The sequence below is a fragment of the Photorhabdus hainanensis genome (assembly GCF_018448965.1).
GTDB classification, from domain to species: domain Bacteria; phylum Pseudomonadota; class Gammaproteobacteria; order Enterobacterales; family Enterobacteriaceae; genus Photorhabdus; species Photorhabdus akhurstii.
The window spans coordinates 175948-201075 of record NZ_RCWD01000001.1 but is presented as its reverse complement, the minus strand read 5'-3'; the positions used below and the strand labels follow the sequence as shown (position 1 = coordinate 201075).

At 46.4% G+C, this 25128-nt stretch carries 8 protein-coding genes and 1 pseudogene; 5 read left to right on the top strand and 4 right to left on the bottom strand.

Annotated elements, in window-relative coordinates:
* Window positions 1-271: 271 nt before the first annotated feature.
* Genes EAE92_RS00860 through EAE92_RS00850 form a run of 3 tightly spaced genes read right to left on the bottom strand, consistent with a single transcriptional unit; the run spans window position 272 to window position 5684 of the window.
* On the bottom strand, window positions 272-2122 hold the full coding sequence (locus EAE92_RS00860) for a type I polyketide synthase (RefSeq protein WP_214066701.1): 1851 nt from the start codon (window positions 2120-2122) through the stop codon (window positions 272-274).
* Window positions 2115-3677 carry a biotin/lipoyl-containing protein gene (locus tag EAE92_RS00855; RefSeq protein WP_214066700.1) on the bottom strand — a complete coding sequence of 521 codons (1563 nt, stop codon included), beginning with the start codon at window positions 3675-3677 and terminating at the stop codon, window positions 2115-2117. The genes EAE92_RS00860 and EAE92_RS00855 overlap by 8 nt, the downstream gene beginning before the upstream one ends.
* A 9-nt stretch (window positions 3678-3686) precedes the next feature.
* Window positions 3687-5684 carry a dehydrogenase E1 component subunit alpha/beta gene (locus EAE92_RS00850; RefSeq protein ID WP_214066699.1) on the bottom strand — a complete coding sequence of 666 codons (1998 nt, stop codon included), beginning with the start codon at window positions 5682-5684 and terminating at the stop codon, window positions 3687-3689.
* A 1461-nt stretch (window positions 5685-7145) separates the two neighbouring features.
* Between EAE92_RS00850 and EAE92_RS00845 the strand changes: the two genes are divergently transcribed.
* A complete protein-coding gene (locus EAE92_RS00845; protein ID WP_214066698.1) occupies window positions 7146-8552 on the top strand; it encodes a carbohydrate porin in 1407 nt (468 codons plus the stop codon).
* A 92-nt stretch (window positions 8553-8644) separates the two neighbouring features.
* Window positions 8645-8944, top strand: a complete 300-nt coding sequence (locus tag EAE92_RS00840) for a helix-turn-helix domain-containing protein (protein WP_214066697.1) — start codon at window positions 8645-8647, stop codon at window positions 8942-8944.
* Here EAE92_RS00840 and EAE92_RS25345 read toward each other — a convergent pair.
* A pseudogene (locus tag EAE92_RS25345) lies at window positions 8941-9230 on the bottom strand (hypothetical protein); the annotation flags it as partial. The gene EAE92_RS00840 and the pseudogene EAE92_RS25345 overlap by 4 nt on opposite strands.
* Before the next feature lie 1234 nt (window positions 9231-10464).
* Here EAE92_RS25345 and EAE92_RS00835 point away from each other — a divergent pair.
* The 3 genes from EAE92_RS00835 to EAE92_RS00825 all read left to right on the top strand — a co-directional run bounded on the left by EAE92_RS00835 (window position 10465) and on the right by EAE92_RS00825 (window position 25100).
* Window positions 10465-11283 (top strand): 2OG-Fe dioxygenase family protein, encoded by an 819-nt coding sequence (locus EAE92_RS00835; protein ID WP_214066696.1) that lies wholly within the window; start codon window positions 10465-10467, stop codon window positions 11281-11283.
* A gap of 93 nt (window positions 11284-11376) precedes the next feature.
* On the top strand, window positions 11377-23838 hold the full coding sequence (locus tag EAE92_RS00830; protein WP_339959336.1) for a hybrid non-ribosomal peptide synthetase/type I polyketide synthase: 12462 nt from the start codon (window positions 11377-11379) through the stop codon (window positions 23836-23838).
* Complete coding sequence (locus EAE92_RS00825; RefSeq protein ID WP_214066695.1) at window positions 23835-25100, top strand: MFS transporter; 1266 nt, start codon at window positions 23835-23837, stop codon at window positions 25098-25100. Before EAE92_RS00830 ends, EAE92_RS00825 begins: the two co-directional genes overlap by 4 nt.
* The last annotated feature ends 28 nt before the right edge of the window (window positions 25101-25128 follow it).

Here is a 25128-nt window from a genome sequence, read left to right as displayed (position 1 = left end):
TTTCAGTTAATAACTATATAATTAATCCTGACACCACTCTCAATAAAAATCTTATTATGCTACAGCAACTAAAATATTCATTATAAAAATACCCTTTAACTGCTTGAGCATCGTTTTAATTAAATTAAATACTAATTTCTTAGCCAAATCCGCCGAGGCTCCTCTTTCAATGCAAATCGGAACATAAGACAAACAAAACAAACCCCACAACCTCTTTCGAGATTGTGGGGTTTCCACTATGTTCTCTGGTTTTTCTGTTCCGCTTCACTGCCTACTGTTTTGCAACCACAGTTTCATTGTGCGGTAACCAGTAATGCCGATGTTCAAAAGCATATTTGGGCAACCGAATACGCAACGGTTTCTGCCCGGAAGGCCAACAGGTACGCCAATCTACATCCTGACCTTGTAACCATAAGAATCGAGAGTCGTCCTCTGCCATATGAAGCCATTGATCTTCTTTAGTTGACGTAGACGAAGCAAAATCCCGTAGCTGCCTCAGCAGATCCTGTCGTGATGTGGCAACAAACAGCGCTCGATGGGGTAACGCTGCCCTGCCAAACTGTAATGTCCAACTAACCGCTGGCAGCTCAATGTTTTCATCGTTCTCAATAAAATCCCCTAGCATAGCCACCATTTTTTGTAACGATGCCTGGCTATTAGCCGAGATGGGATAATAATACCCCTCCAAATTGGCTTTAATCTGTTGCGGCGCTTGAGTTGGCGCCTCCTCCAGAATGACGTGGGAATTGCTGCCACCCAATCCGAATGAGCTGAGTCCAGCGAAACGCTTTTGCCCTGCCCCCACCCGCCAAGGATTTTCCTCTGTCGCCAGCTGTAAGCGCGAATCCACACTATCAATTTCAGGGTTCAAGCGCTGAAACGCGGCACAAGGCACAATGGATTTATGCTGCAACATTAATAGAACTTTCACGATACCCGCTAACCCCGCAGCACCTTCTAAATGCCCAATATTGGCTTTTACTGAGCCGATATAGCAAGGTTGTAACGCTTCTCTTGATTCATCGCGATTAAAAATCTCATTAAGCGCATTGAACTCTATGGGATCACCCAATGAGGTTCCCGTTCCATGTGCTTCAAGGTAACTGATTTGCTCCGCAGAAACTCCAGCCTGTTGCAAGCAATCCTTAACCAACGCAATTTGCTGTTCAGGGTTAGGTGAAGTCAGTGAATTAGCACGCCCGCCATGATTGACCGCCGATGCCCGAACGTATCCATAAATAGGATCTCGATCCTCTAATGCCTGTTTTTGCGTTTTCAAGAACAGACACACGGCCCCTTCACCACGGACAAAACCATTAGCATCTGCGTCAAAAACCCTGCAACAGCCATCTTTAGATAACATTCCCGCCCGGTAATAAGCAGCCATGTTGAATGTGTTGCTCAATAGGTTAACACTGCCAACTATCGCCTGTCGGCACTCCCCAGAACGCAATGAATTCACCGCGAGTGTCAGTGCTGTCAATCCACTTGAACACGCGGTGTCAATTTGTAAACTCGGACCAATAAAGTTGTAATAAAACGACAATCTGTTAGCCAGCAGGCAATTCAGTGTCCCGGGCGTTGCATAAGCATTTGCCATCGCCATATCGGCCGCAACAAGTTCACGATAATCATTACTGCACGAGCCAATAAAAACACCCGTCTTTGATCCTGAATAGCCAAGCGGATTAGCGCCACTATCTTCGATCGCCTGCCAAGTCAGCTCCAACAGCATTCTCTGTTGCGGGTCCATCATGGCCGCGACTCGCGGAGAAATGCCAAAGAATGGCGCGTCAAAACCATCAATACTCTCAAGCAACCCGGCTTTTAAGGCTTTTTTCGGCAATGGAATGACGTAAGGTTTTCCAGATGCAAACCGCTGCTCTGGAATCTCTTTTATTACACTGTGTCCGGCTCTTAAGATCTCCCACATTTGCTCTGGGGAATCTTCCGCCCCAGGAAGTCGGAAAGCCATGCCCACAATAGCAACAGGCATCTGTTTCGTATCACCCACACTACTTACCGAGGGAGTAATGGAACTTAAATGCTCCAACAAGGCAGATTTAGCTATCCGTTGTTCATCCGGGCTAAGCGAATGATATATGTGGTGCAGATTATCCATGCTTTCCTCCTTCTATGAGGCGCTGTAACCTTAATGCCGCTTCGCCGTCAAGACCTCGCATCGCATTAATAAAGTCATCCAAGGAATGTTTATTCTCAGTCAGTTCAGTTTTGGCCGTGTCAAGATATTCAATCAATCGATGCGGCGAGCTATAACGCCAGAACAGCGTTGGCGATAATTTTCGACGAAAATGCGCTGACATCCGCTCTGCAAGTTTGACTGCCTTAAGCGAATCAATACCTAAATCAGCCCAAGTACGCTGCATCATTGATTCCGTGAAATCTTCATCCCAATTCAGGAAATCCGCCAGCAGCGTACGTAACTGCCCAGCAACCGATTTAACCGGTTTAGCTTCTATCTGATGCGCAATCGATCGTGATCCAGACAGAGTACGAACCTGAGCAATAATCTCGGTCAGAAACTCAGACGCCTCGACCCCATTAAGCAGATAGTGATTAAACGCCAGAACGAGGTTCATCTCTTTGTTGTGAGGAGCGCCAATGAACAATGTTGACTGGGAAGGCGGCACAATAACCGGTACGGCAAAGGTGGCGCCATCGTTGCCGGTATATGAGACCATCATAGGAACATCAACATCGACAGGCAGTTTTTCCGCATCTGGATCAAGTACGCTATTTAGATGCTGTCTGAACTCAAAAAAGTCCATTGTCTGTGTTTTCGGTACTTTTAATGAACTCAAATCTCCTTTTTCATCCAGAAAAGCAATACCCAGGTTGATATCCGTATAAGTGTGATAGCGCTCTTGATCAAGCGGTCTTGAACGCAACATTGGGAATTTTTTCAACGCCTGAGAAATCGCATAAGTGATGACCTGAAATGGCGTTATCCACTCTTGCCGCCCGGAAGTCTCCGTTAAATGATGAATGGCGTTATCAACAAGTTCAATCGATAAGGGTTTAGCTGCCCAGCACGGCTGTACGGCAGCACTATTCAGCCGTATTGCACGATTAAGACGCTGCTGATCTCTTGACAGAAAACCGACATTGCTATCTTCCGCATGGCTTTTTTCTGATGGCCTGGTTTCTTCTGATATCTTAGTTTCGCGGCGCTGTTGAAGGTAATCATCTATATGGCTTGGCAATAATGTGCCATATTTTTCCGCCAGTTGATTAAGAATGCGCAGCTCAATTTGGCGTTCTTGTGCGTATTGACGGGTTTTTGGCGGAATACGCGCAGGAGGAGCAGATACCTCAGGAGCAACCTCTACTTGCTCTACTTTTTCTACTTCCTCCACTCTCTCCACTTTCTCCGGCGGAGGCGTTAACTCTTCACTGACCGGGGAAGGCTCTGCCGCCTCACCGACGGCCCTGATGACTGCAATAGGCGCTCCAACAGGGATAATATCATTTTCCGCAGCCAACCATTTTTCCAAGATCCCCTCAACATCAGACTCAATGGTAAAGGCGGCCTTATCCGTCTCCATTTCATAAACAGGCTCATCACGCTTGACATGATCTCCCACCTGCTTAAGTAACTGGATGACGACGACTTCCGTGGTTCCTTCTCCCATCGGGGGAATAAACAACTGTGCCATAAGTTCTCCTTAGCTCATTACCGCATAGACGGAAGCTAAAATGTCATCCGTGCCGGGTAAAACAGCTTTCTCTAAACAAGGATTAAAAGGAATATGAATATCTTCACGCGTCACCAGGCGCGGAGGGGCCAGTAAAGAGAAGAAATTGTCATTCTCATCCAAAAGATCAGCAATAATAGATGCCCCAACACTGGCCGTCCGGGTATCCTCTTGCACAACGATAAGCCGCCCGGTTTTGCGCAAAGATTCCGCAATCCGTTGTTTATCCCAAGGTACCAGACTACGCAATTCAATCACTTCAATGTCAATATTGTCTTTTTCCGCTTGAAGAGCCGCCATCGTCGCCAGCTGAATAGTATTTCCCCAAGCAACCAGTGTAATATCCTTTCCTGCCCTGACGATATTCGCCTGCCCAAGCGACACAGGCGTCACCAGCCGACGCTCATGGCGCTCTCTCATAAGGTGTTTAGGGATCAAAATCAGACTCGGCATGTCCAGACTTAACGCGGTACGGAACAATGCGACGGTATCAGCCGGTGTCGTTGGCACCATAACATTAATACCGGGAATATGCGCCAGGATACCGTCCGAGCTTTGGCTGTGCCATATACCGCCTCCTGGGAGATAAGCGCCATAAGGCGCATATATCACCACCGGACAGCGCCATTTTCCTACCGTTCTCCAACTTAACGTGCCAAGTTGCGACTGTAACTGATTGAGACCCAGCCCAACAAAGTCAATAAATTGCAGTTCGACAATTGGACGCCAACCGCAGGCGGATAACCCAACCGATGAGCCAATAATCGTGGCTTCTGAAAGTGGAGCATTCATAACGCGATCAGGATAGCGAGTGGATAAGCCACGGGTGAAACCAAAAACCCCCCCTTTAGGGTCTTCAATATCCTCACCAAATATCAGCACTTTCGGATTCTGGCTCAACGCCTCGTCCAAAACCTGATTCACCGCTTTAAACTGCGTCTCTTCGGCTTCCATCTCAGCATATACAACAGGAGCGCTTTCACGATTACACAAATAGGTACCGACACTTGCCGGATCAGGCTCTTCCTCGTGATAAACACGCTCAAATATTTCCGCGACATCAGCTTTAATGCGCTCTTTTTGTTCAGCCAGCGCTTGCTCAGTAATCGCCCCCTTTTCCTTCAAATAGGCGACATAATTTTCAATAGGGTCCTGTAGTGTTTCCAGTTCATCCGGGGTACGGTACAGTTTGTGAGAATCTGAGTTGGAATGAGAATCCAACCGATCCATACGACAAACCAATATGCAGGGAGTCCGCTCAAAGCGCGCCTTATTGAATACCTCTTGTGCGACAGGAAACAAAGTCTCCGGCTTGCGGGCATCAACACGGCGAATCCAACACTCGTTAAATATTCCCAATCGATACGGAGCCATCTTCTCCGTCGAGGTACTAATACCCAATTTATTATCGGAAACCACAAAAACGACTGGCAAACGCCTTTCAACCGCAAAGCTGACCGCTTCATAGAATTCTCCCTGCCGGGTCGCCGCATCGCCGACGCCGCACACGACAAGCCCGTTTTTATTGTCCAACGCGCTTGCCCAAGCGGCTCCAGCCGCAGGAATACATTGGGTTCCCGTCAGGCTGACTACCGAGAAGATATTATGCTCTTTAGAACAAAAATGATTCGACATGGTGCGGCCGGCTGAGTGAGAAGTGCCCTTTCCCATCAGTTCCCTAGTCATTTCAGTAATAGACATACCACGCGCTAATACTAATGCCCGATCACGATAGTAAGGAACCAGCACATCATTCTTTTCCATAAGCTGCGGCAGTACTGCCAGCCCTTCATGTCCAGCAGCCGATACATGGAACCAAGCTCGGCCTTGTCGTGTGACTATCGCACTACGATTATCAAATTCCCGTGACAGCAGCATGTCATAAAGTAACTTTTGTTCATCCAGACAGTTATCCATTGAAGGGCTGTGTTCCTTAAGAGGTACTTCATTGATCTGTACGTCTATCACTCTCTTTTTCCTCACAAATAGTTAACGTGGTAGTTGTCGTTATTGCGCTTAATGCTTGATAAAAAAGCGAACACGGGGTTAGTCCCGTTCATGATTACTTGAGAGACTATAGATCCCGATAAAGAAGCAAACGTAGGGTTATTGCCTACATGAATTGCAAAAGATAGAGGTATACGGTCACAATTTTTAATTACGTTTATACCCGTCATCTTTCAAGTCGCCTCTTTGTTGGCTGCATTCACTCACCCCGGTCACATAGTTTGCTATGCTCCCGGGGATTCGCTCCCTTGCCGTCGCGATGCATCTTGAAATCCATAGGGTATATACACCTAACATGGGGGGAAAAATGATCTCCATAACCATAAATGGTTTCGGCTGTCATGGTATTCCCTAAATTTTTAGCATTGTCCTGAACATAATGTGACACCATTTAAAAAACTCCAACCGATGAACAACAGCCATTTGTTAAGAGTAAGACCAACAAGCATCGGCATTTCCATGATTACAATACAGTTAATACAATACAACTAATACAATTAAAAAACAGGCTCTTACCAGTTCTTTAAAACCCTGTTTTTAAATCCTGCAATGATAAGACATAGGAATAATTCATTACTTTGCTAAATTATTTTAGTGATCAGATTTTTTCGACAAGCTCTTCATTAGGTATTTTTATGTTTAACCAAGACATAGCCTCAATAATAACATGTATTATATCAATCGAACTTGAGACTTTATGTTCACATTAGAATTCATTATGTTTTGTGATGAATATCAATAATGACCTCCTCATATCAAACAATAGATAAAGCTGAATTGACGAAATCATCCAGCATCAATCCTGATATTTTATTAAAATTTAGCTTATTATCTCCTATGTTTTATCATAAAAAAAATTGTAGTAATGCGGGAATGATCACAAAAAGGGCACCAAAAAATTTAACTATATGATTATTATGAATTTATCATCCCAAACAGCGCTGATATTATAATGCAATTAGTAGGATATCAACATATAAAAATATATTTCATAACTCTTTGAATATATTATCAATCATTCAAATAGTAAATTAAAAAAATGATAAAAATAAATATCATTTTCACACTTTGTAAAATGATTAATTCATGGGATTATTTCCACTCCAAAAACTCTTTCTCATTTTTAAATAACAACGGCTTTGACGCTCCTCTTGTTTAACATAGACAAACAGCTCCACCACTTTCACCATACCAATCATTCCTGTCTATCTTGCAAACTCAAACCAGAACCCACAGTGGTGAACATTCATCCCACCGTTACTTATCTTTCTACCGAATTTGCGTATTCGATCACAATAGCTTTATCTGGTTAGTAGACTTGATTGCGATCTGCTAACCAACTCAATTATCTTTTAATCTAGAAAACCAGCTTGATAATTTAACTACGATATAATAACCAATATCCTAAAAGAACAGAATATCATGAAAAATCTCCGCTATTTGATTGTCACACCAGGATTGATGTTTGCAACTTCTGCCCTTGCTTCACCTGCTAACAGCATCGAAGCACGCCTTGATGCGCTTGAGCAGCGACTACAACAAGCTGAACAACGAGCCTCCCAAGCGGAAGCACGAGCTACAATCGCAGAGCAACGCGCACAGCGACTGGAACAGCACGCTATAGAGACCAAACAACAGGCTACTCAAGTAGCACAAAGCACCACTGCGCTGGAAAATAAAGCTTCATCAACCCGCAACTTGAAACTGAATGATTTTGGCGATCTAAAATTGTACGGCGATGTGGAATTCAATCTCGACGGCGCCAGCCGCACCGGTCAGCTTACTTCACTTAAAACCAGCGATAATAAAGACTGGAAACCTGGCGATAAAGCGCGTTGGAATGTTAATGGCCGCATTTTGGTCGGGCTGGACGGCTACCGCCGCGATCAAAACAACAATTTCGCCGGCTTTCGAGTGCAACCGTTGGCAGACATGACCGGCAAAATGAATCTCGACGACGCCGCTTTCTTCTTCGGCAATGAGAAAAACTGGCAGGTAAAAATCGGGCGTTTCGAAGCTTACGATATGTTCCCTCTCAACCAAGACACTTTTATTCAGTATTCTGGTAATACCGCCAACGATTTGTATGCCGATGGTTTCGGCTATATTTACATGATGAAAGAAGGACGTGGCCGCAGTAACAGCGGCGGCAACTTGATGTTGAGCAAATATTCCGGCAATTGGTATTTCGAACTCAATACTTTACTTGAAGATGGCACTTCGCTATTTCGAGATAGCACTTACCACGGCAATACATTGGAAAATAAAAAAAATGTCGCCTATTTGCGCCCAGTAGCAGCCTGGAAAAAAGATCAATTTAGCGCCGCCATAGCAATGGAGAGTAATGTGGTCAATAACGCCTATGGCTATCAAAATAACCAAGGGCAATGGGTCGATCAATCCAGACGCAATGGTTACGGCCTGACACTCAGTTGGAACGGTCTGGAGACCAATCCTGACGATGGCATTGTCGCTAACCTGAATACCGCCTATCTGGATGCCTCAGATGAACACAATTTCACTACCGGAATTAATGTGATGTGGCATCGTTTCGAACTGGGTTATATCTATGCCCACAACAATATCGAAACGTTCAATACCGACAATATGACCGCGCGTATTAATCATCCATTCAGCGAACCGGGTAAATACGATATAAATACCATCCATATGTCATATCAGATTCCTAGTATTATGAATATGAAGAACTTTAATCTCTATCTTGGCGCCTATGTCTCCATGCTGGAGGCGAATGATAACAACAAAATCGCCAACAGTAATAATGATCGACGCTACGGCGCACGCGCCAGATTTAAATATTTCTTCTGACTTAATGATTATTATAATGCTCATCAAGAACCAAGTTGTTAGTTTTATCTTTCCGAGTACCATAAACATCTTGCGAAACTGGAGAAATAATCATGGCTACTTACAGAGAACTGTTGGCTAAAGAAAGTCCTGAAACGCAGGCGCGAGTCGCGGAACGGGTTGAAGAAGCCAGTATCCAGATCGCCCTTAACCAACTGCGTGATGAGCTAAAAATTTCACAAACAGAATTAGCCGCCGTTATGGAAGTCAAACAGCCTTCCGTTGCTCGGATGGAACAAGCTGACAATGATCCAAGGCTATCAACACTTAAGCGCTATGTGAAAGCATTGGGCGGTGAATTAAGCCTTGAGGTGACTCTTCCAACAGGTAAGCGCATAGCTTTCCGCCTTTAAGGAAGAAAGCTCGCTCTACGGACTTTCTTCAGTTTATTGACAAAGTGCTGGTTTTTTATCCGGCACTTTAGTTTAATTAATCTCGGTTTTTTAGGTTGGAATGTATAAGCAATTAATCCAGCGATGATTTCCAATAAAAAATCCAGAGAGATAACGCTTTTGCCTTCATATTACTACGGACATAAGTGATTAATGTTATTCCTTCTACTCTCAGCTTATCGCACAAGGCTTGTGAAAAATCCTTATTTCCTGAGGTCAACTTAACCGCCAAAAGTTCAACACAATCAAAAGACACATCAATAATATATTACATTCTTCACCTTGATTATATATTTTAGCATTGAATTTAATCTAAATAAAATAACATAGAAACATATTTTCCATTAATTAACTTATTGAAAAAATTAATAATTATAATATAAATATGTTTAAACTATATTATCTGTAATTAAAAATACAAATTTCAGTATTATTACTCATATGTCTTAAAACCCTATTTTGATCCATGCCGAGTACCAATATTAAGACTAAAACTCGTAAAACAGATAAATGGAAGATAAAATTTAACGAGTACAGTGCCGTTCCTACAAGAATAATCAGACAAATCTCGTATTAATAAAAGATTAGCACGAGAAATTAAATCCACGTTTTCTTTTGAAGATAGTAAGAACTGATGGATATTTAAAAAATTGGCAATCTATTTATATTCAAACAATATAAATGACAGAATTTTATTACTACCAACTAAACTGGCACTGGATAGTCCATTAATTTCTTGAGTTGATGATATACTAGATTTAAAATCAATTAAATTTAATATTCTAACACCTCTTTATATGTAAAATTTATTTGCCAAATAAAAAATAAAAACCCAAGTTGACATTGTATACTTTGCGATCTATTTTCTAATTAAATTTTAGTGAAAATATTTTTATTGTTAGACTGTTTATGTGATTGGCGGAAGCTACAGTGAAGGCGTTTTACCCACGAAAAAAGGGTTAAAATAATGATGTTTAATAATGGTTTAGAATTCGCGAGTCATGCAATGAGCAGTGAAGAACTTAGATACAAAAATTGACTTTGCCAATCCTTATGCGCTGCTGGCTATAGGGATGATAAAGGAAAGATTAATGTCAAAATATTGTCGGAGGATGCTATTGTTTCACCCGGCAAGAAAGACAATGCTATTGAGGTCATTAATTCACTCAAAAAACGGTTATTATAATATCGCAAGTTTGTCTAAGGGCCTATTTATTTAAAATTATCTCTCTCATTTATCTAGCAATATTCTTTACTATCTGATTTGTCAGAAATTGATTGATTGATTTTGTAGATCGAAAAAAAGCATGGCAATGTTGTTGCACTTAACTATGCGGAACTTCGATATTCTTATTTATAGGTGTTTTCTCAAATCATAAAATATAACTAAATAATTTTTTGATGTAACCAGTTCTTCCTAAGATATCGTAATTAATTCAATACGATGTCATTTTAGTTCACCCTAATAAAGAGATATTACAATGGGCTGGAATATATTTACTAACGCACCAGATAGTTACCATCTTACCGCCGCACATATCCGCAATAGCTTGCGCCAACAAGGTTTTGCCACTTTCAATGCCACTGATCTTGACCTTTCTGACAGTGAAAAAATCGATCTTATCTCTCTCTGTGAATTATCGAAGTCACTGCCGTTAGATCGATTTGGTGAAGGCGGTCGTCACCGCAGTTATTGTGAAGGAATATGGAGCTGGGAAACAGAAACTATTGATTGGAAAACAGGTTATCAGCAGCCCGATGGCAGCATAGAGATTGATTATCATCAAGGAAGTGAATATCAACCTGAATTTGGCGGTGTGGTACGCAAATTTCTGCGCATGCCTGATGAGATACTTAATAAAGGACTACTTAATAAACTCATTTGGCACGATCTGAGTCTAACCGGCATGGCGGAGCATTATTCTCGTTTGCTATGTGGTGTACATCTGATCCGAATGCAAGCGCTACCGGGTAAACCGGCAAAAATTACACCTAACTGTTTCCACCGTGACGGTCAGCCGTTCACCGCGGTACATTTGATTGAACGTTGCAATGTCGAAGGCGGCGCGACACATATCGCGCCCCCTTATTATGCTAATTGCCAGCTTGAAGCAGTACCTGCTCACAAGATAACTCGCTTTCTCCTTAATGATCCCCTTGATAGCTACATCATCGATGATGCAGCGATTTGTCACTACATCAATCCCGTAATTTGCGATGAAAACGCCAGTGTTGGAGTCCGTACTATCATTCTGATTGACTTCACTCCGCTAGAACAGAGTGACAGGTGTTCCCAATAGCGCTTTTGCTATAAGAATGATTGACAACCAGGAGTGATAGTTTTTACGGCAATCACTGAGCTGCAAGAATCTTTTTATCTTAGGAAAAATTTTGTGAGTAATTATTCAAACACTTTATCGAATGTTCCATGCTTATTACCAACACCAGCTCAACGCAGGCTATGGCTTATTAGCCAAGGAAATATGGATTCAGCATTATATAACGTGCCATTTTCGCTACGTTTACGTGGCACGTTAAATAGAGAAGCGCTTGAAAAAACTATTATTTTTATGATTGAGCGTCATCCGGTGTTGCGTTCACAATTTCATGTTCTCAATGGCGAATTGCAGATAGCATTGAATTCGCAGCGGCCTGAATTACGCATCAGTGATCTCAGCGATTATTCCCCAGAGGAGAGCGAAAGCAAAATACAATCAATCTACGATAATGAAGCAAGATACGGTTTTAATCTCAGTCGTGATTTACCTTTTCGTTGTTTATTGCTTCGTCGGCAAGAGAACGATCATCAGTTGATATTTACTCTTCACCATATTGTATTTGATGATTGGTCTACTCACGTTTTTCTTAATGATTTTAGCCATGCCTATAACCAATATAAAGTAGGTCAACATCCTAATTTAGCGACGATTACCTACCCGCATATCAGTGATTCTGTAACAGATATTCATATAAATAGCGCTCGCCGGCAGCGCTTACGCGACTATTGGGGAAAACAACTGGCGGAATTGCCTGAATTACATAAATTACCTACAGATCGGCCACGGCTATTGGAACAACGAGGACGTGGCGCGGTATATCAGAAGTCACTTCCTTTATCTCTCGTTGGACGTATTTCTAAAATCTGCCAACGTTATGGATTGACGCCTTATATGGTGGCGATTTCCGCTTTTGCAGTATTACTGAATCGTTATTCACACGATGAAGACATCGTTATTGGTAGTCCATTTGCGAATCGTCACAATATTGATGAACATGTCCGTCTTGGCTTTTTTATCAATTTATTACCGTTGCGTTTTCGCTTTAACGACGGGATAAGTTTCAGTGATCTATTGGTTCAAGCACGCGATATATTGCTTGATGCCTATGAAAATGCTGATTTGCCGTTTGATGAGATTGTTGATGTAATACAGCCCCTGCGTTCTCTAAGTCATGCCCCTGTTTTTCAGATTATGTTTGATTATTTGAAGAGTCCGGGACAAGCATTACAACTGGATGGGTTAGCAACAGAAGTACAATTTATCCATTCTGGCACTGCTAAATATGATTTGACGTTATCGATAGAAGAATCCCCAAATTCACTACTTTGTCTGGTTGAATTTGACACCGATTTGTTTGATAACCTCACCATTACTCGCATGGTGAATCACTATGAGAAATTGTTAGATTCCTTGTTAAGTGAACCTGAGCGTTCTGTCGCCAGATGTAGCATGTTGCCGCCAGAAGAGCTGGAGACATTGGCTCGCTTCTCCCGGCCGGCGGAACCTCTGCCTGTATTGGAATTTATTTCGGTAGCTGAACGCATCAAGTCACAGGTGCGTAATAATCCAGATGCGCCAGCTATTGTTTGGCGTGATCAACGTTTCACCTATGCTCAACTGGACGAGTACGCGCAATGCCTGCTCGCGAAGATGCGCCAGTGCGGCGTTGAACCGGGTAGCCGGGTTGCAGTATTTATGAGCTACCGACCAGAAATTGTCATCTCTTTTTACGCAATTCTCTCTGCCGGTGCGGTTTATGTGCCGTTATCCCCCTCTGATCCTCGCTTCGCCGATAAGATAAATGACGCACAGCCAGTACTGATCCTCACCAGTGAGCAAGATGCTGTTGGTTTGCTTGATTTTCGTGCCATCGTGCTGGAAGTTGACGGGCTGTTTCGTCAACCAGCGTCGCCGGATATACAGCCAATTTGGCCGGTTCAGGGGAGCGATTCCGCCTATGTTATCTACACTTCTGGTTCAACCGGTAATCCAAAAGGGGTAGAGGTAAGCCACGGAAGTCTGCATGCGTCGTACCATGCCTGGCGCCATGACTATCGTTTCACCCAACCCGGTGAGCCGGTATCGCTACAACTTGCCGCACCGATTTTCGATCTCAGTATAGGGGATTTCAGTCGTACTCTGGGCTGCGGTGGATGCTTGGTGATGTGTCCGCGTGAATGGTTGCTGGATGCCCCTGAAATGCACCGCTTGATAATGAGCGAAGGCGTGACCTTCGGTGATTTTCCTCCTGTGGTACTGCGTCAATTAATTCAATTCTGTCAGGATAATGGGAAACGTCTGGATGGATTATCAACATTGGTGTGTGGAGCTGATGTCTGGTTTAGTCATGAGCTGCATGCAGCGCAAGCGCTTTGCCGCCCCGATGCGCGTATTCTCGGTTCTTACGGTGTGACGGAAGCCGCCATTGACAGCACTGTTTTTGACCCGGAAACACATCCATTGGAAGCCGGGCGAGTGATTCCATTGGGTAGACCATTGGCTAGCTGTGAACTGTTCATTGTCGATGAACACCTGCAACAGGCGCCAATCGGCGTCAGTGGTGAATTGTTGATTGCTGGCGTCACCGTAGCAAAAGGATATCTCAATAATCCTCAACTCACGGCAGAGAAATTTATTACCGGCAAATTCGATAGCCAGGGCCGTTTTGTGGTAGATGCTAGTGGTACGCGTTTTTATCGCACCTCAGATGTTTGCTGTTTCCTGGCTGACGGCACTATTGATTTCATGGGTCGCAGTGATCATCAGGTTAAAATTCGCGGTTTTCGCGTCGAATTAGGCGAGGTGGAGAGCGCATTATTAGAACACGCAGATGTGCGCCAGTGTGCGGTTGTCGCCTGTGATGACAGCACCAATAATAAAGTATTGGTCGCCTATGTTGTGTCATCCGCTGATACTGACACGTTACGTGGTTATTTGTCCCTGCGGCTACCCGGCCATATGATGCCGCGTGCCTTCGTGTTTCTCGATAAATTACCAACCACCCCCAACGGGAAGGTTGATCGTAAGCGCTTGCAGGTTCCAGATTTTTCGCTGCCAGAAAATCAGGAATCTATGACAGAACCAGCTAACGCCCGCGAAGAACAATTGCTAGCATTATGGAGAACGGCATTAGGGGTTCAGGTCATCGGTACGGAAGATAATTTCTTCTATTGTGGCGGCAATTCATTAATTGCTGCCAATCTGATTACACAGATCAATAAGACATTTGATGTTCAGCTTAAGCTTTCCGCTATTTTTAATCATCCGACTATCGTCGGGTTGGCCTCGTTACTGGACAATGCTGAAAAAGACAGTATTGAAAAGAGCACAGAGAAACAGAGTATTACTGTGCAGCACGTTTCGCAGGTCAGTGATTTACTCTCATTCGGTCAGCGCAGTTTGTGGTTGATTGCGATGCAACGGCCGGATGATTGCAGTTACAACGTGCCTTTTACATTGCGCCTGCATGGCAATCTGCATTTTAGTGCGTTAACGCAGGCATTGAATGACGTAGTGCAACGTCATGATGTATTGCGTACCACATTCTCCAGTCAAGTCAGCAAAGTAAGCGGGCCGGATGGCACATCCAGTTTTGAACCCAATCATCAAGTTGCGTCTGAATTAACGTTAACCCTGCGCCAACAGAATATCTCCGGCGGTGATTCAGCGCTGGCATCGAAGTTACGAGAAGAAGTGATGGCAAGTTTCGATCTCGCCAATGGGCCACTCATCCGAGCGGTACTGTTTACGCTGTCCCCGCAAGAGCACGTGCTTTGTATTACTCTGCATCACATTATTTCCGATGGTCGTTCGCTGGCAATACTTTTCGATGAGTTACGGCACTGTTATCAGGCACGTCTGGCAAGTAAAGCCCCCACGCTGCCCGTATTAGAAGCAAACTATGGGCATTTCATTACCTGGCAGCGCACTCGACTGGCTGAACCGGCGGTACAGCAACAGCTTCATTTCTGGCGTCAACAATTGGCGGATGCGCCAGCGACTCTGATACTGAATGATATAGCCGCACCAACTGACGAGGCGGCGGCAATAAGTTGTGTTATTCCCCATGTGTATGTTGAAGGTGTCGAGAAACTGGCTCGCGAGCAAAACTGTACACCGTTTATGGTCTGGTTGAGTCTGTTTGCACTTCTGTTGCGTCAGCAAAGTGATGAGCGGGATCTTATAGTCGGAACACCGGTGTCGCTGCGCACCATACCTGCGTGGGATGCGCTGATTGGCTACTTTGCTAATACGTTGCCGGTACGTATCAATAGCCGTGAGTTGCAAACTTTTCAGCAACTGTTAATGCATACGCGACAGGTTAGTCTCGACATTCTTGAAAATCGTGATTTGCCGTTCGACTATTTGGTACAAACACTTAATTTGCCTCGTGTGGCGGGTAAGAATCCTGTTTTCCAAACTATTTTTTCCTGTGAATTGGATCAACCAAACGATGCAACACTGGGAGACATGAAAGTCTCAGATGTCGAGTTGGGGAATTATCGAGCTAAAATTGATTTGGAACTGGCTATTAACCGTATGAATGGTCAGGTTTACGCTCACTTTATGGCAATGCCGGGAGTGTTATCTGCCGTCACTCTGGGACGGATGAGTGAACATTTGCTAGCTATGTTGTCGCAAATCATTGAAAAACCAGATACGACATTGGCTGATTTGTTGACGGTTAATGCTGGCAGTAGCGCCCAATCAGAACTTGTTGTTGATAAGCCACAGGGACTGTTTCAGTTGTTCCAGCAAAGCCTATCCCAGTATGGCGGGCATGTGGCGCTGGAAAGTGATGAATTGAGTCTGAGTTATCAGCAGCTTGATATATTAACGGCATATGTGGCGCAGCAACTACAACAAGCAGGTGCAGGCCGTGGCGATCGAGTTGGCATTCTGATGGGACATCATCCACATAATGTCACGGCAATGCTGGCAATTAACCGGATTGGCGCGGTGTTTGTGCCGCTGGCTCCTGACAATGCCGAACCAGCAAATCGATATGTAATTGATAATGCAGAAATAAAAGCGATATTGTGCCGAAATGAAACAGCGCCTCTGTGCCAGCGTCTTGGTCTGGCGGCAATTAATATCGATGAGTTAGATATAGCCAATGCACCTTATATGACTATGGCGGCTATCTGCCAGCCGGATGATTGCGCTTACGTTATTTACACTTCGGGATCGACGGGTAAACCGAAAGGTGTTGCTGTCTCCCACCGCAGTGTCTGCCATAACATTCTGGCAATCCGCGATGAGCTGAGGCTTGAACCTTCTTCTCGCATAGTGCAGTACTCTTCTCCCGTGTTTGATGTGATGTTGGGAGAAATTTTTCCGGCGCTTGCAACAGGCGCTTGCGTGGTCTTCGGTAATAAACAGCAACTGTTGCCTGGCAGTGAGCTGACAGAATGGCTGGCGCATAAACAGATTACACATATGTGGATTGTGCCTTCCGCGTTGGCGATAGTGCCGTTAGTAGCTCTGCCTAATCTCCAGGCGCTTATCGTAACTGGTGAGCCTTGTATGCCCGAAGTCGCCCAGCGCTGGTCTGTAGGGCGCAGGCTGATGAATGGATACGGCCCTACTGAATGTGCGATTGTGGTATCCCTCACCGATTATCATGCCGCAGGACAAAATCTGGTGCTGCGTCCAATGGGCGATGTTCGCTTCTATCTGCTTGATGAACAAAGAAAGCCCGTGGCGCCGGGGGAATTGGGTGAGCTTTATTTAGCGGGAACCTGTGTTGCACAGGGCTATCTGGGTATGGATGAAAAAACCGCTGAGGTGTTTTTACCCGATAGTTTTGTACCACAATTAAAGGCTCGCATGTACCGTACCGGCGACATTGTGCGCCAACGCACGGATGGCGCGCTGGAGTTTGTTGGTCGAGTTGACCGTCAGGTAAAAATCCGTGGTCATCGAATTGAACTGAATGCTGTACGGGCCGCCCTAAGTGCGTTGCCGGGTGTACGTCAGGCCGAAGCGCTGGCGATCACCGATAGCCAAGGCAATAAAGAGTTGGCGGGATACATTGTTGGCGAAACCAGCCGTAGTGAGATCCTGAACGCATTACGCCGACAAGTTAGTGAAGTGATGGTGCCGACAGCGCTGTTCTTTCTTGATGCACTGCCTACCGGCATTACGGGAAAAGTCGATCTGAAAGCGTTGGCTGAAATGAAACTGACACGTGCCGGTCAACACCAATCTTCTCCTGTGCCAACCAAAGTTGTGTCATCACTTAGTCGCGTCGAGGCTATCTGGCGTGAACTGCTGGAGAGGGATGAGATCGATTATGACGAAAACTTTTTCGATGCCGGCGGCCACTCACTACGGGTTATGGCGCTATTCCAGCAATTGAATGAAGCGTTTGGCAGCGGCTTATCCGTAACCGATATTTTCGCTCATCCCACCATTCGACAACAAGCTCAACTACTGGACACGCTGTCGCAACAAAAAACACCTGTTGCAGTCACACCGCTGACAGTCACTGAAAAGACAACAACTCCAACGTTGGATGTTTCAACTCAGGATAGCAATGCTATTGCGATTATTGGTATGACTGGCCGTTTCCCACAAGCGCCGGATCTCGACACTTTTTGGCAGCGATTGCTGGCGGGTTACGATGCCAGTGTGGCGTTGTCTGACGAGGAATTGTTACAACGTGGTGTCGATCCAGCGCTGTTAAGTCACCCACAGTTTGTCAGACGCGCACGTTTGCTAGAAGGTTGTGCCGGGTTTGATGCACGCTTCTTTGGTTATTCATCACGTGAAGCGCAGGTGATGGACCCACAACAGCGGTTGTTTCTTGAGATGGTATGGGAAACGTTGGAATTATCCGGCTATGGCAATGATAGTACACCGCGTTCGGTGGGCGTCTTTGGTAGTAGTGGCTTCAACTATTACCTGCTGGAAAACGTCATGCCAAATAAAGACCGGATGCACCTCGATCCCGGTCAGTGGCAAATAGGTAATGACAAGGATTTTATCGCCACACGTGCTGCTTACAAGCTGAACCTTAGCGGACCGGCTGTCAGTATCGGCACCGCCTGTTCGTCATCACTCACCTCTATTCACTTTGCCTGCGAAAGCTTACGACGCAGTGAATGTGATATGGCGTTGGCAGGTGCTGTAGCACTCGATCCGCAACAGGTTGGCTTTGTCCATGTCAGTGGTGGAATTATGTCTCCAGACGGCCTTTGCCGGCCATTTGACGCTGCGGCCAACGGTACAGCCAGCGGCAGCGGCGGTGGGATGATATTACTAAAACGTTTGTCCGCTGCTTTAGAAGATGGCGATACCATCCATGCGGTAATTAAAGGTTCCGCTGTCAATAATGATGGCGCACAAAAGGTGAGTTACACAGCACCAAGTATTGACGGCCAATCCTCAGTGATCAAAGACGCGTTGCGTAATGCCGGCGTATCGCCCGCCAGCATCAGTTATATCGAAGCGCATGGTACGGCGACCTCCTTAGGCGATCCAATAGAAATACGTGCGCTGACTCAGGCTTTTCTGGAACAGTCTGATGGTGAAGTGTTGCCTGTAGGAAGTTGTGCAATAGGTTCTGTGAAAGGAAATATAGGACATATTGATGCGGCAGCCGGTATCGCGGGAGTCATCAAAACCGTGTTGGCACTGCGTCACCAGACTTTGCCGCCAAGTATTCACTATCATCAACCCAATCCTGCAATCCACTTCGAACAGACCCCATTTTCCGTGATCAATACCGCACGTCCGTGGCCGCAAACCAGTAAGCCGCGTCGTGCCGGTGTAAGTTCTTTCGGCATTGGCGGTACTAATGCGCATCTTATTCTGGAAGAAGCTCCGCGTCAGCAAGATGACCGTGTATTAGATGACGAACTCTGGCATCTGTTGCCGATTTCAGCGAAAACGCCGCAAGCGTTGCTTCAGCAAGGGGAACGTCTGGCAGTAACACTGACTACCGGTAATCAGCCATTGGCGGATATTGCCGGGACTTTGCAACAGGGACGCAGCGCCTTCAATGAGCGTGCTTTTGTTGTGGGAAAAGATCGGGAGCAATTAATCAATCAACTACGCCGGCTATCGCCGCAGACGGTTAGTCGCAAGCAACAACATCGGCCGGTGATTTTTATGTTTCCGGGACAAGGCAGTCAGTCTATTGAAATGGGCCAGTCGCTCTATCTGCGCGATGGTGTATTCCGCCAGCAATTTGATCGCTGCGCCGAACTGCTACAGCCACACATCAAACTGGATATCAGGCAGTTAATTTATCCGCAATCGGAACGTGACAATGCTATCAGTCGGTTAAATGCTACACGTTATACCCAGCCTGCCCTGTTCACTGTTGAGTATGCTCTGGCCTGCCAGCTACAGGCGTGGGGTATTACACCTCAAGCAATGATTGGTCATAGCCTCGGTGAACTGGTTGCTGCCTGTGTAGGAGGTATGCTCGAGCTGGAAGATACACTGGCACTGGTAGCAAATCGGGCTGCAATCATGCAGCGTCAGCCCACAGGGGCAATGCTGGCAGTACAGGCATCATCTGCACGCATGGTTTCACTGGCGCCAGAGTGTGAATTTGCAGCGATCAACGGACCTGAACAGTGCGTGATAACCGGCAGCCATGACAACATTGCTGCACTGGAAGAACAGTGCGACAAGGCGGGTATTTCTTACCGACGACTAACGACATCCCATGCATTTCATAGTTCATTGATGGATGCCGCCGCACAACAGATGCGAGAATTCAGCGCCGGCTTCACGCTGCAATCCGGCACCATTCCGATGATATCCAACATCAGCGGCCGTTGGTTCAGTGAACAGGATCACGACAATTCTGGTTATTGGGGAGATCATCTGCGTCGGCCAGTACGCTTTCATGATGGTATTCTTACGTTGCTGAACCGTTATGACAATCCAATCCTGCTTGAAGTAGGTCCGGGGAGTGCGCTGACCAGCATGCTGAAAGATCTACAGCAGACGGAGCAGGCTCAGATACTGACCACAATGCGCCGTACTCACCAGCAGAAATCGGATGAAGAGGTGCTGCTTAATACCATCGGGCAGTTGTGGCAGCAAGGAATCGCTATCGATTGGGCTGCATTTGGTCATTCACACAAATTACATCGGGTTATGCTGCCAGCGTACCCCTTCCAACGCCAACATCTCTGGTTGGAACATCCTGTCGCTACATCAGCCGCCGTCATAAATACACAACGGAGAAAATTACCGACTTTCACACAGTTATCGGATAAAGAGGGAGTCACACAGTTTACTTGTAAGCTAGATGATCATGTCTGGTTTATTGATGAACATCGCATCTTCGAAGGGCAAGGCGTATTACCGGGCACAGGTTGCCTGGAATTAGTGCGTCGTGCTTTTCACCAATTGCAACCCGGCGGCACGGCTACTTTCAGTGAAGTTTACTTCCCCTCGCCGTTGGTACTATCGTCAGGTGTTGAGCGTCAGATTCGCATCAGCTTGACCGCCATTGATAACGGCTTTGCCTTTACGCTGGAATCTCGCGGTGATGGTGATGACATGTGGCAACTTCACGCAAACGGCAATGTTACCGCCGTGTGCTCTCCACCGGCAGATATTGTTTCACCTTATGAGTTACGTCGGAATTTGCAGCTTGAAGAAGTTGCAGAAGCATCGGAGCGTTTCAATCAAGCATTTGCTGACTATGGACCGCGCTGGCAATGCATTGCAGGTGTGTGGATGGGTGATCGCTGTGCGTTGGCGCAGTTGCGACTCAATCCGGCATTTATCGATGATTTGCCTGATATTGCATTACATCCTGCTTTGCTCGACTTAGGCACGGTGTTCCTACATGCCTGTCTGTTGCCGGGCGATGCTTCAATACCGTTCCATTATGGTTCGCTGACGCTACATCAGCCATTATGCGCCGAATTTTACAGCCTGGCAGTTGAGACGGCACCTCGGACTTATGACATAACGCTATTTAGTTGGGATGAGAGTCAGAATTGCAAGCAGGTGCTGGTTGAAATTCACGGTTACAATTTACGCCAGTTCAATTCTTTACCACGCCAGCCAGCACGTGAGGCGAATGTAGCCCAGTGGTGTCGTCACCCTCAATGGCTGCCGAAGCCGCTGGGCGAAGCAAAGCAGAATCGTACTCCGTGGCTGATTTTTGGCGCCCAAGCCGCTGGACTGAGTGATTTATGGGAAACGGCGACGCCCGGTAGTATTGTTGTTGAAGATGCTGATCAATTTCTGCAACAGGATACTTACCGCTTTAGTTTGCGTAAGGATCAACCCGAAGATTATCAACGACTGATAGATTGCCTGATACAGCAACAAGTGCTGCCAGAACGTATTATCTGGTGCTGGACTGCGGCAGGGATTTCTCAACCAGAGGCCGCGTTTGAACAACTGGCGGCGGCGATTAAAGCGCTGACCGGTCATCACAGGGTTTTTAATATTACCCTGATTTCCCGTGGCCTACAGGCAGCCAGAGTGCTGGAAGCCTGTAATGCCGCACCCGCGCTTGGCTTGCTGGGAATATTGGCGGCAGAGTATCCCGGGTGTTCCGCACGTCATATCGATCTGGATGATGACACTTTTGCTACATATCAATCGCTGATTGCGGAACTGCATACGGATATCCAACCGGAAGAAGCAACAGAAGGAATACCGATTACCAGCATTACGCTTAAACAGGGTGAGCGTGAATTGCAGACATTTACTGAGCTTGATGAGATACCTCGCCGACAAATTCTGCGTGATGGCGGTGTTTATCTAATTACTGGCGGACTGGGGGGTATCGGTCAGTTACTAGCACGTCACATCAGCAATAAATGCAGCAAGGTTAAACTCGGTATTTTGAGCCGCCGGGAAACTCATGCGGCAAATGAAGCTTTACTCGATGTGTTACGGAAATCGGGTGCTGAAATCATGATATTACGCGCTGATGTTGCTGACGGTGTGGCATTAAATGAAGCATTGGCACAAATGCGGACACGTTTTGGCGCTATCAATGGTGTGATTCACTCAGCGGGTATTGAAGCCAGTGGATTGCTGGAACATGGCACGTCACAGGACTGGCGCCATGTAATGGCGGCAAAGGTAAGTGGTACCCAGCAACTGATGACAGCGATTAGTCAGGACCCTCTCGACTTTGTTCTGTTGTGCTCTTCACTTGCCTCATTGGTAGGTGGCATCGGTCAGGCAGACTACGCGGCGGCGAATCGTTATCTTGATGCCGTGGCGCACTACTGGCGACAACAGGCTATACCGGTAACGTCAGTTAACTGGGATACCTGGGCAGAAGTAGGGATGGCTGTGGATTATGCCGCCCGCCGTAAAGAAAGTGTAATTGGTCTCAGCAATCAAGAGGGCTGCGCTATTTTCGATCTGGCTATCGCCGGAATGGAAGCACAGATCGTTGTCAGTAAATTTACTACTGTTCAGTACGCGCAATTACAGAATTCATCGGCGATATCCGATTCCGCCAGCCCGGAGGAGGCGGTTCGTCAATTGTGGTATGAGCTACTGGGTGAAGAGACGATTAACCTGGAAGATGATTTCTTCGAACTGGGTGGTCATTCGCTGTTGGCAACACAGATGATCTCCCGTTTGCGTGACCATTTCCAACACTGTCTGACGCTGGCGGAGTTTCTCGAACAGCCGACAATGGCACGAGTCGTCCGTTCTCTATCTGACGATAAAAAGAGCCAGGCTCCTGAGAATGCCCATATCCGCTACTGTCTGGCGCCAATTAATCACGGCGGTAATGGTAATTACTCACCCTTCTTTTGTGTGCCGGGTATGGGCGGCAATGTTACCCAATTTATGCCTCTGGCCGCAGCGTTACCACGAGAACTGCCATTTATCGGTATGCAATACTTGGGACTTGATGGAAAAACTGCGCCTCACCAATCAGTGGAAGAGATAGCGACGCATTACATTGCCTGTTTGCGCTCGGTACAGAAGCAAGGGCCATATCATATCGGCGGTCATTCATTAGGCGGCAAGGTGGCTTATGAAATGGCCCGGCAGCTTCATGGTGAAGGAGAAAGCATCGGTTCTCTAATACTACTCGACTCTGCCGCACCACCCTATGCACCGGTTCCGTATCAGGAAGATGCTGATATCGCCAAAGTGATTCTTGGTATTTTTGCCTACTACACTGACCGACTGGAAATGATCGACAGCCTGGATGACGACGAAATGCGTGCATTACCACGTGAGTCGTTACTGAGCTATATCCAAGAGCAACTAAAACGTTTTTCGTTGATTCACGCACAGAATGATATGAGCTCGATTAACGGATTGTTCAATGTCTATCGGGCCGCGTCGGATATGTCCCCTAAATATCGTCCAATACCCGTACAGTCGCCAATTCCTATGCTGTTAATAAAAGCGGTGGAACCCTTACCGAAAGGGGTTGTTGTGCCGGAGATCCGGGAGACCAACGCCTGGGGTTGGGAGAAGTTCTCCAGCCTGCCCATTCGCATCGCAGAAGTGCCGGGAAATCATTATAGCTGTCTGATGGAAGAGCACGTGGCACATGTATCGCAGGCGATAATCCATCACTTTCCGTCAATCATAAAAGGGGGACAGGTATGAGTGACTCTTCCCCAACGGTTCACCTTCCTGAAAACCGACAGCATAAACGCCGATTGGCAGTCATCCTAATGACATTGGCTGTGGATGCTCTGGGTATCGGGATTGTCCTTCCCGTTTTACCCGATCTGTTGCGGGAGGTTGCCCCGCAGCCACCGGAAGCGGGTGTGCCGTTAATCGGGTTATTTGTCTCACTATATGCTTTTGCACAGTTCCTTTTCGCCCCGTTGTTAGGGACGCTTAGCGACGCTTGGGGACGGCGACCGGTACTGCTTGCAACACTGTTTGGAACGGCGTTGAGTTATACGCTGGTGGCGACAGCGCCGTCGCTGGGATGGTTGGTGATCGGTATATTTCTTTCAGGCGCCACCGCCGCCAGTACTTCCGCTGCATCGGCTTACGTAGCGGACGTTACGCCAGAAGCACAGCGAGCCGCGCGTTTCGGTCTGGTCAGTGGTGTTCTCGGCTTCGGCATGGTCGCCGGGCCTGCCTTTGGTGGGTTATTAGGCATGATTGCGCCACGCCTGCCGTTTGTAATTGCTGGCTCACTGGCCGCAGTGAACGCTATTGCCGCCATGTTTGTTCTGAACGAAAGTCTGACCAAAGAGAACCGGCGTTCGTTCGACTGGCGCCGAGCCAATCCTGTGGGCAGCTTGAAACTACTGGCGACGGATGGGGTACTGAGACGATTGGTTTATGCTTCAGCGCTTGGCATGGTGGTTTACGGTATTTTTCTGGCCTGTTTTGTCTTACTCAATGAAATACGTTTGGGCTGGGGACCACGTGAAAACGGTCTGGCTCTTACCGGACTCGGCATCGGGATTATCATAACGCAAACTTGGTTGCTAAAAATGTTCGTGACGCGCTGTAACGAATACCGCACAGCGATCATCGGTTACGGATTCTACATGCTGGCGTTTATCGCTTATAGCCTGGCCGTATCACCACTTATTGTTGCGGGGGCAATTGCTTTGCATGCACTGGCGTTGATCAGCGACTCAACACTTCGTGCTTTGATTTCATTACGTGCTGGCAATGAACGACAAGGGGAATATTTGGGAGCGCAGAACTGTATGTTGGGTCTGGCGATCACCGCTTCACCGCTGTTGGGTGCATTCTTGCTTCATTTCTCATCTCGTCAGGGGCAACCTCTCTATTTTCAAGGTCTTCCCTTTGTTATTGCTGTCGTTGTTTGCTTCTGCGCCATATTGATTTTGCTACGTGGTTCTCAAGCAGACATTAAATTACGCGGTTTGTATAAATAAAAAGAACACCAGCCTGTGAGGATTAATT

Coding starts and splice junctions, on each gene's coding strand:
- EAE92_RS00855 (WP_214066700.1), bottom strand. CDS start 3,677: ATGGCACAGTTGTTTATTCCCCCGATGGGAGAAGGAACCACGGAAGTC.
- EAE92_RS00845 (WP_214066698.1), top strand. CDS start 7,146: ATGAAAAATCTCCGCTATTTGATTGTCACACCAGGATTGATGTTTGCA.
- EAE92_RS00840 (WP_214066697.1), top strand. CDS start 8,645: ATGGCTACTTACAGAGAACTGTTGGCTAAAGAAAGTCCTGAAACGCAG.
- EAE92_RS00860 (WP_214066701.1), bottom strand. CDS start 2,122: ATGGATAATCTGCACCACATATATCATTCGCTTAGCCCGGATGAACAA.
- EAE92_RS00825 (WP_214066695.1), top strand. CDS start 23,835: ATGAGTGACTCTTCCCCAACGGTTCACCTTCCTGAAAACCGACAGCAT.
- EAE92_RS00835 (WP_214066696.1), top strand. CDS start 10,465: ATGGGCTGGAATATATTTACTAACGCACCAGATAGTTACCATCTTACC.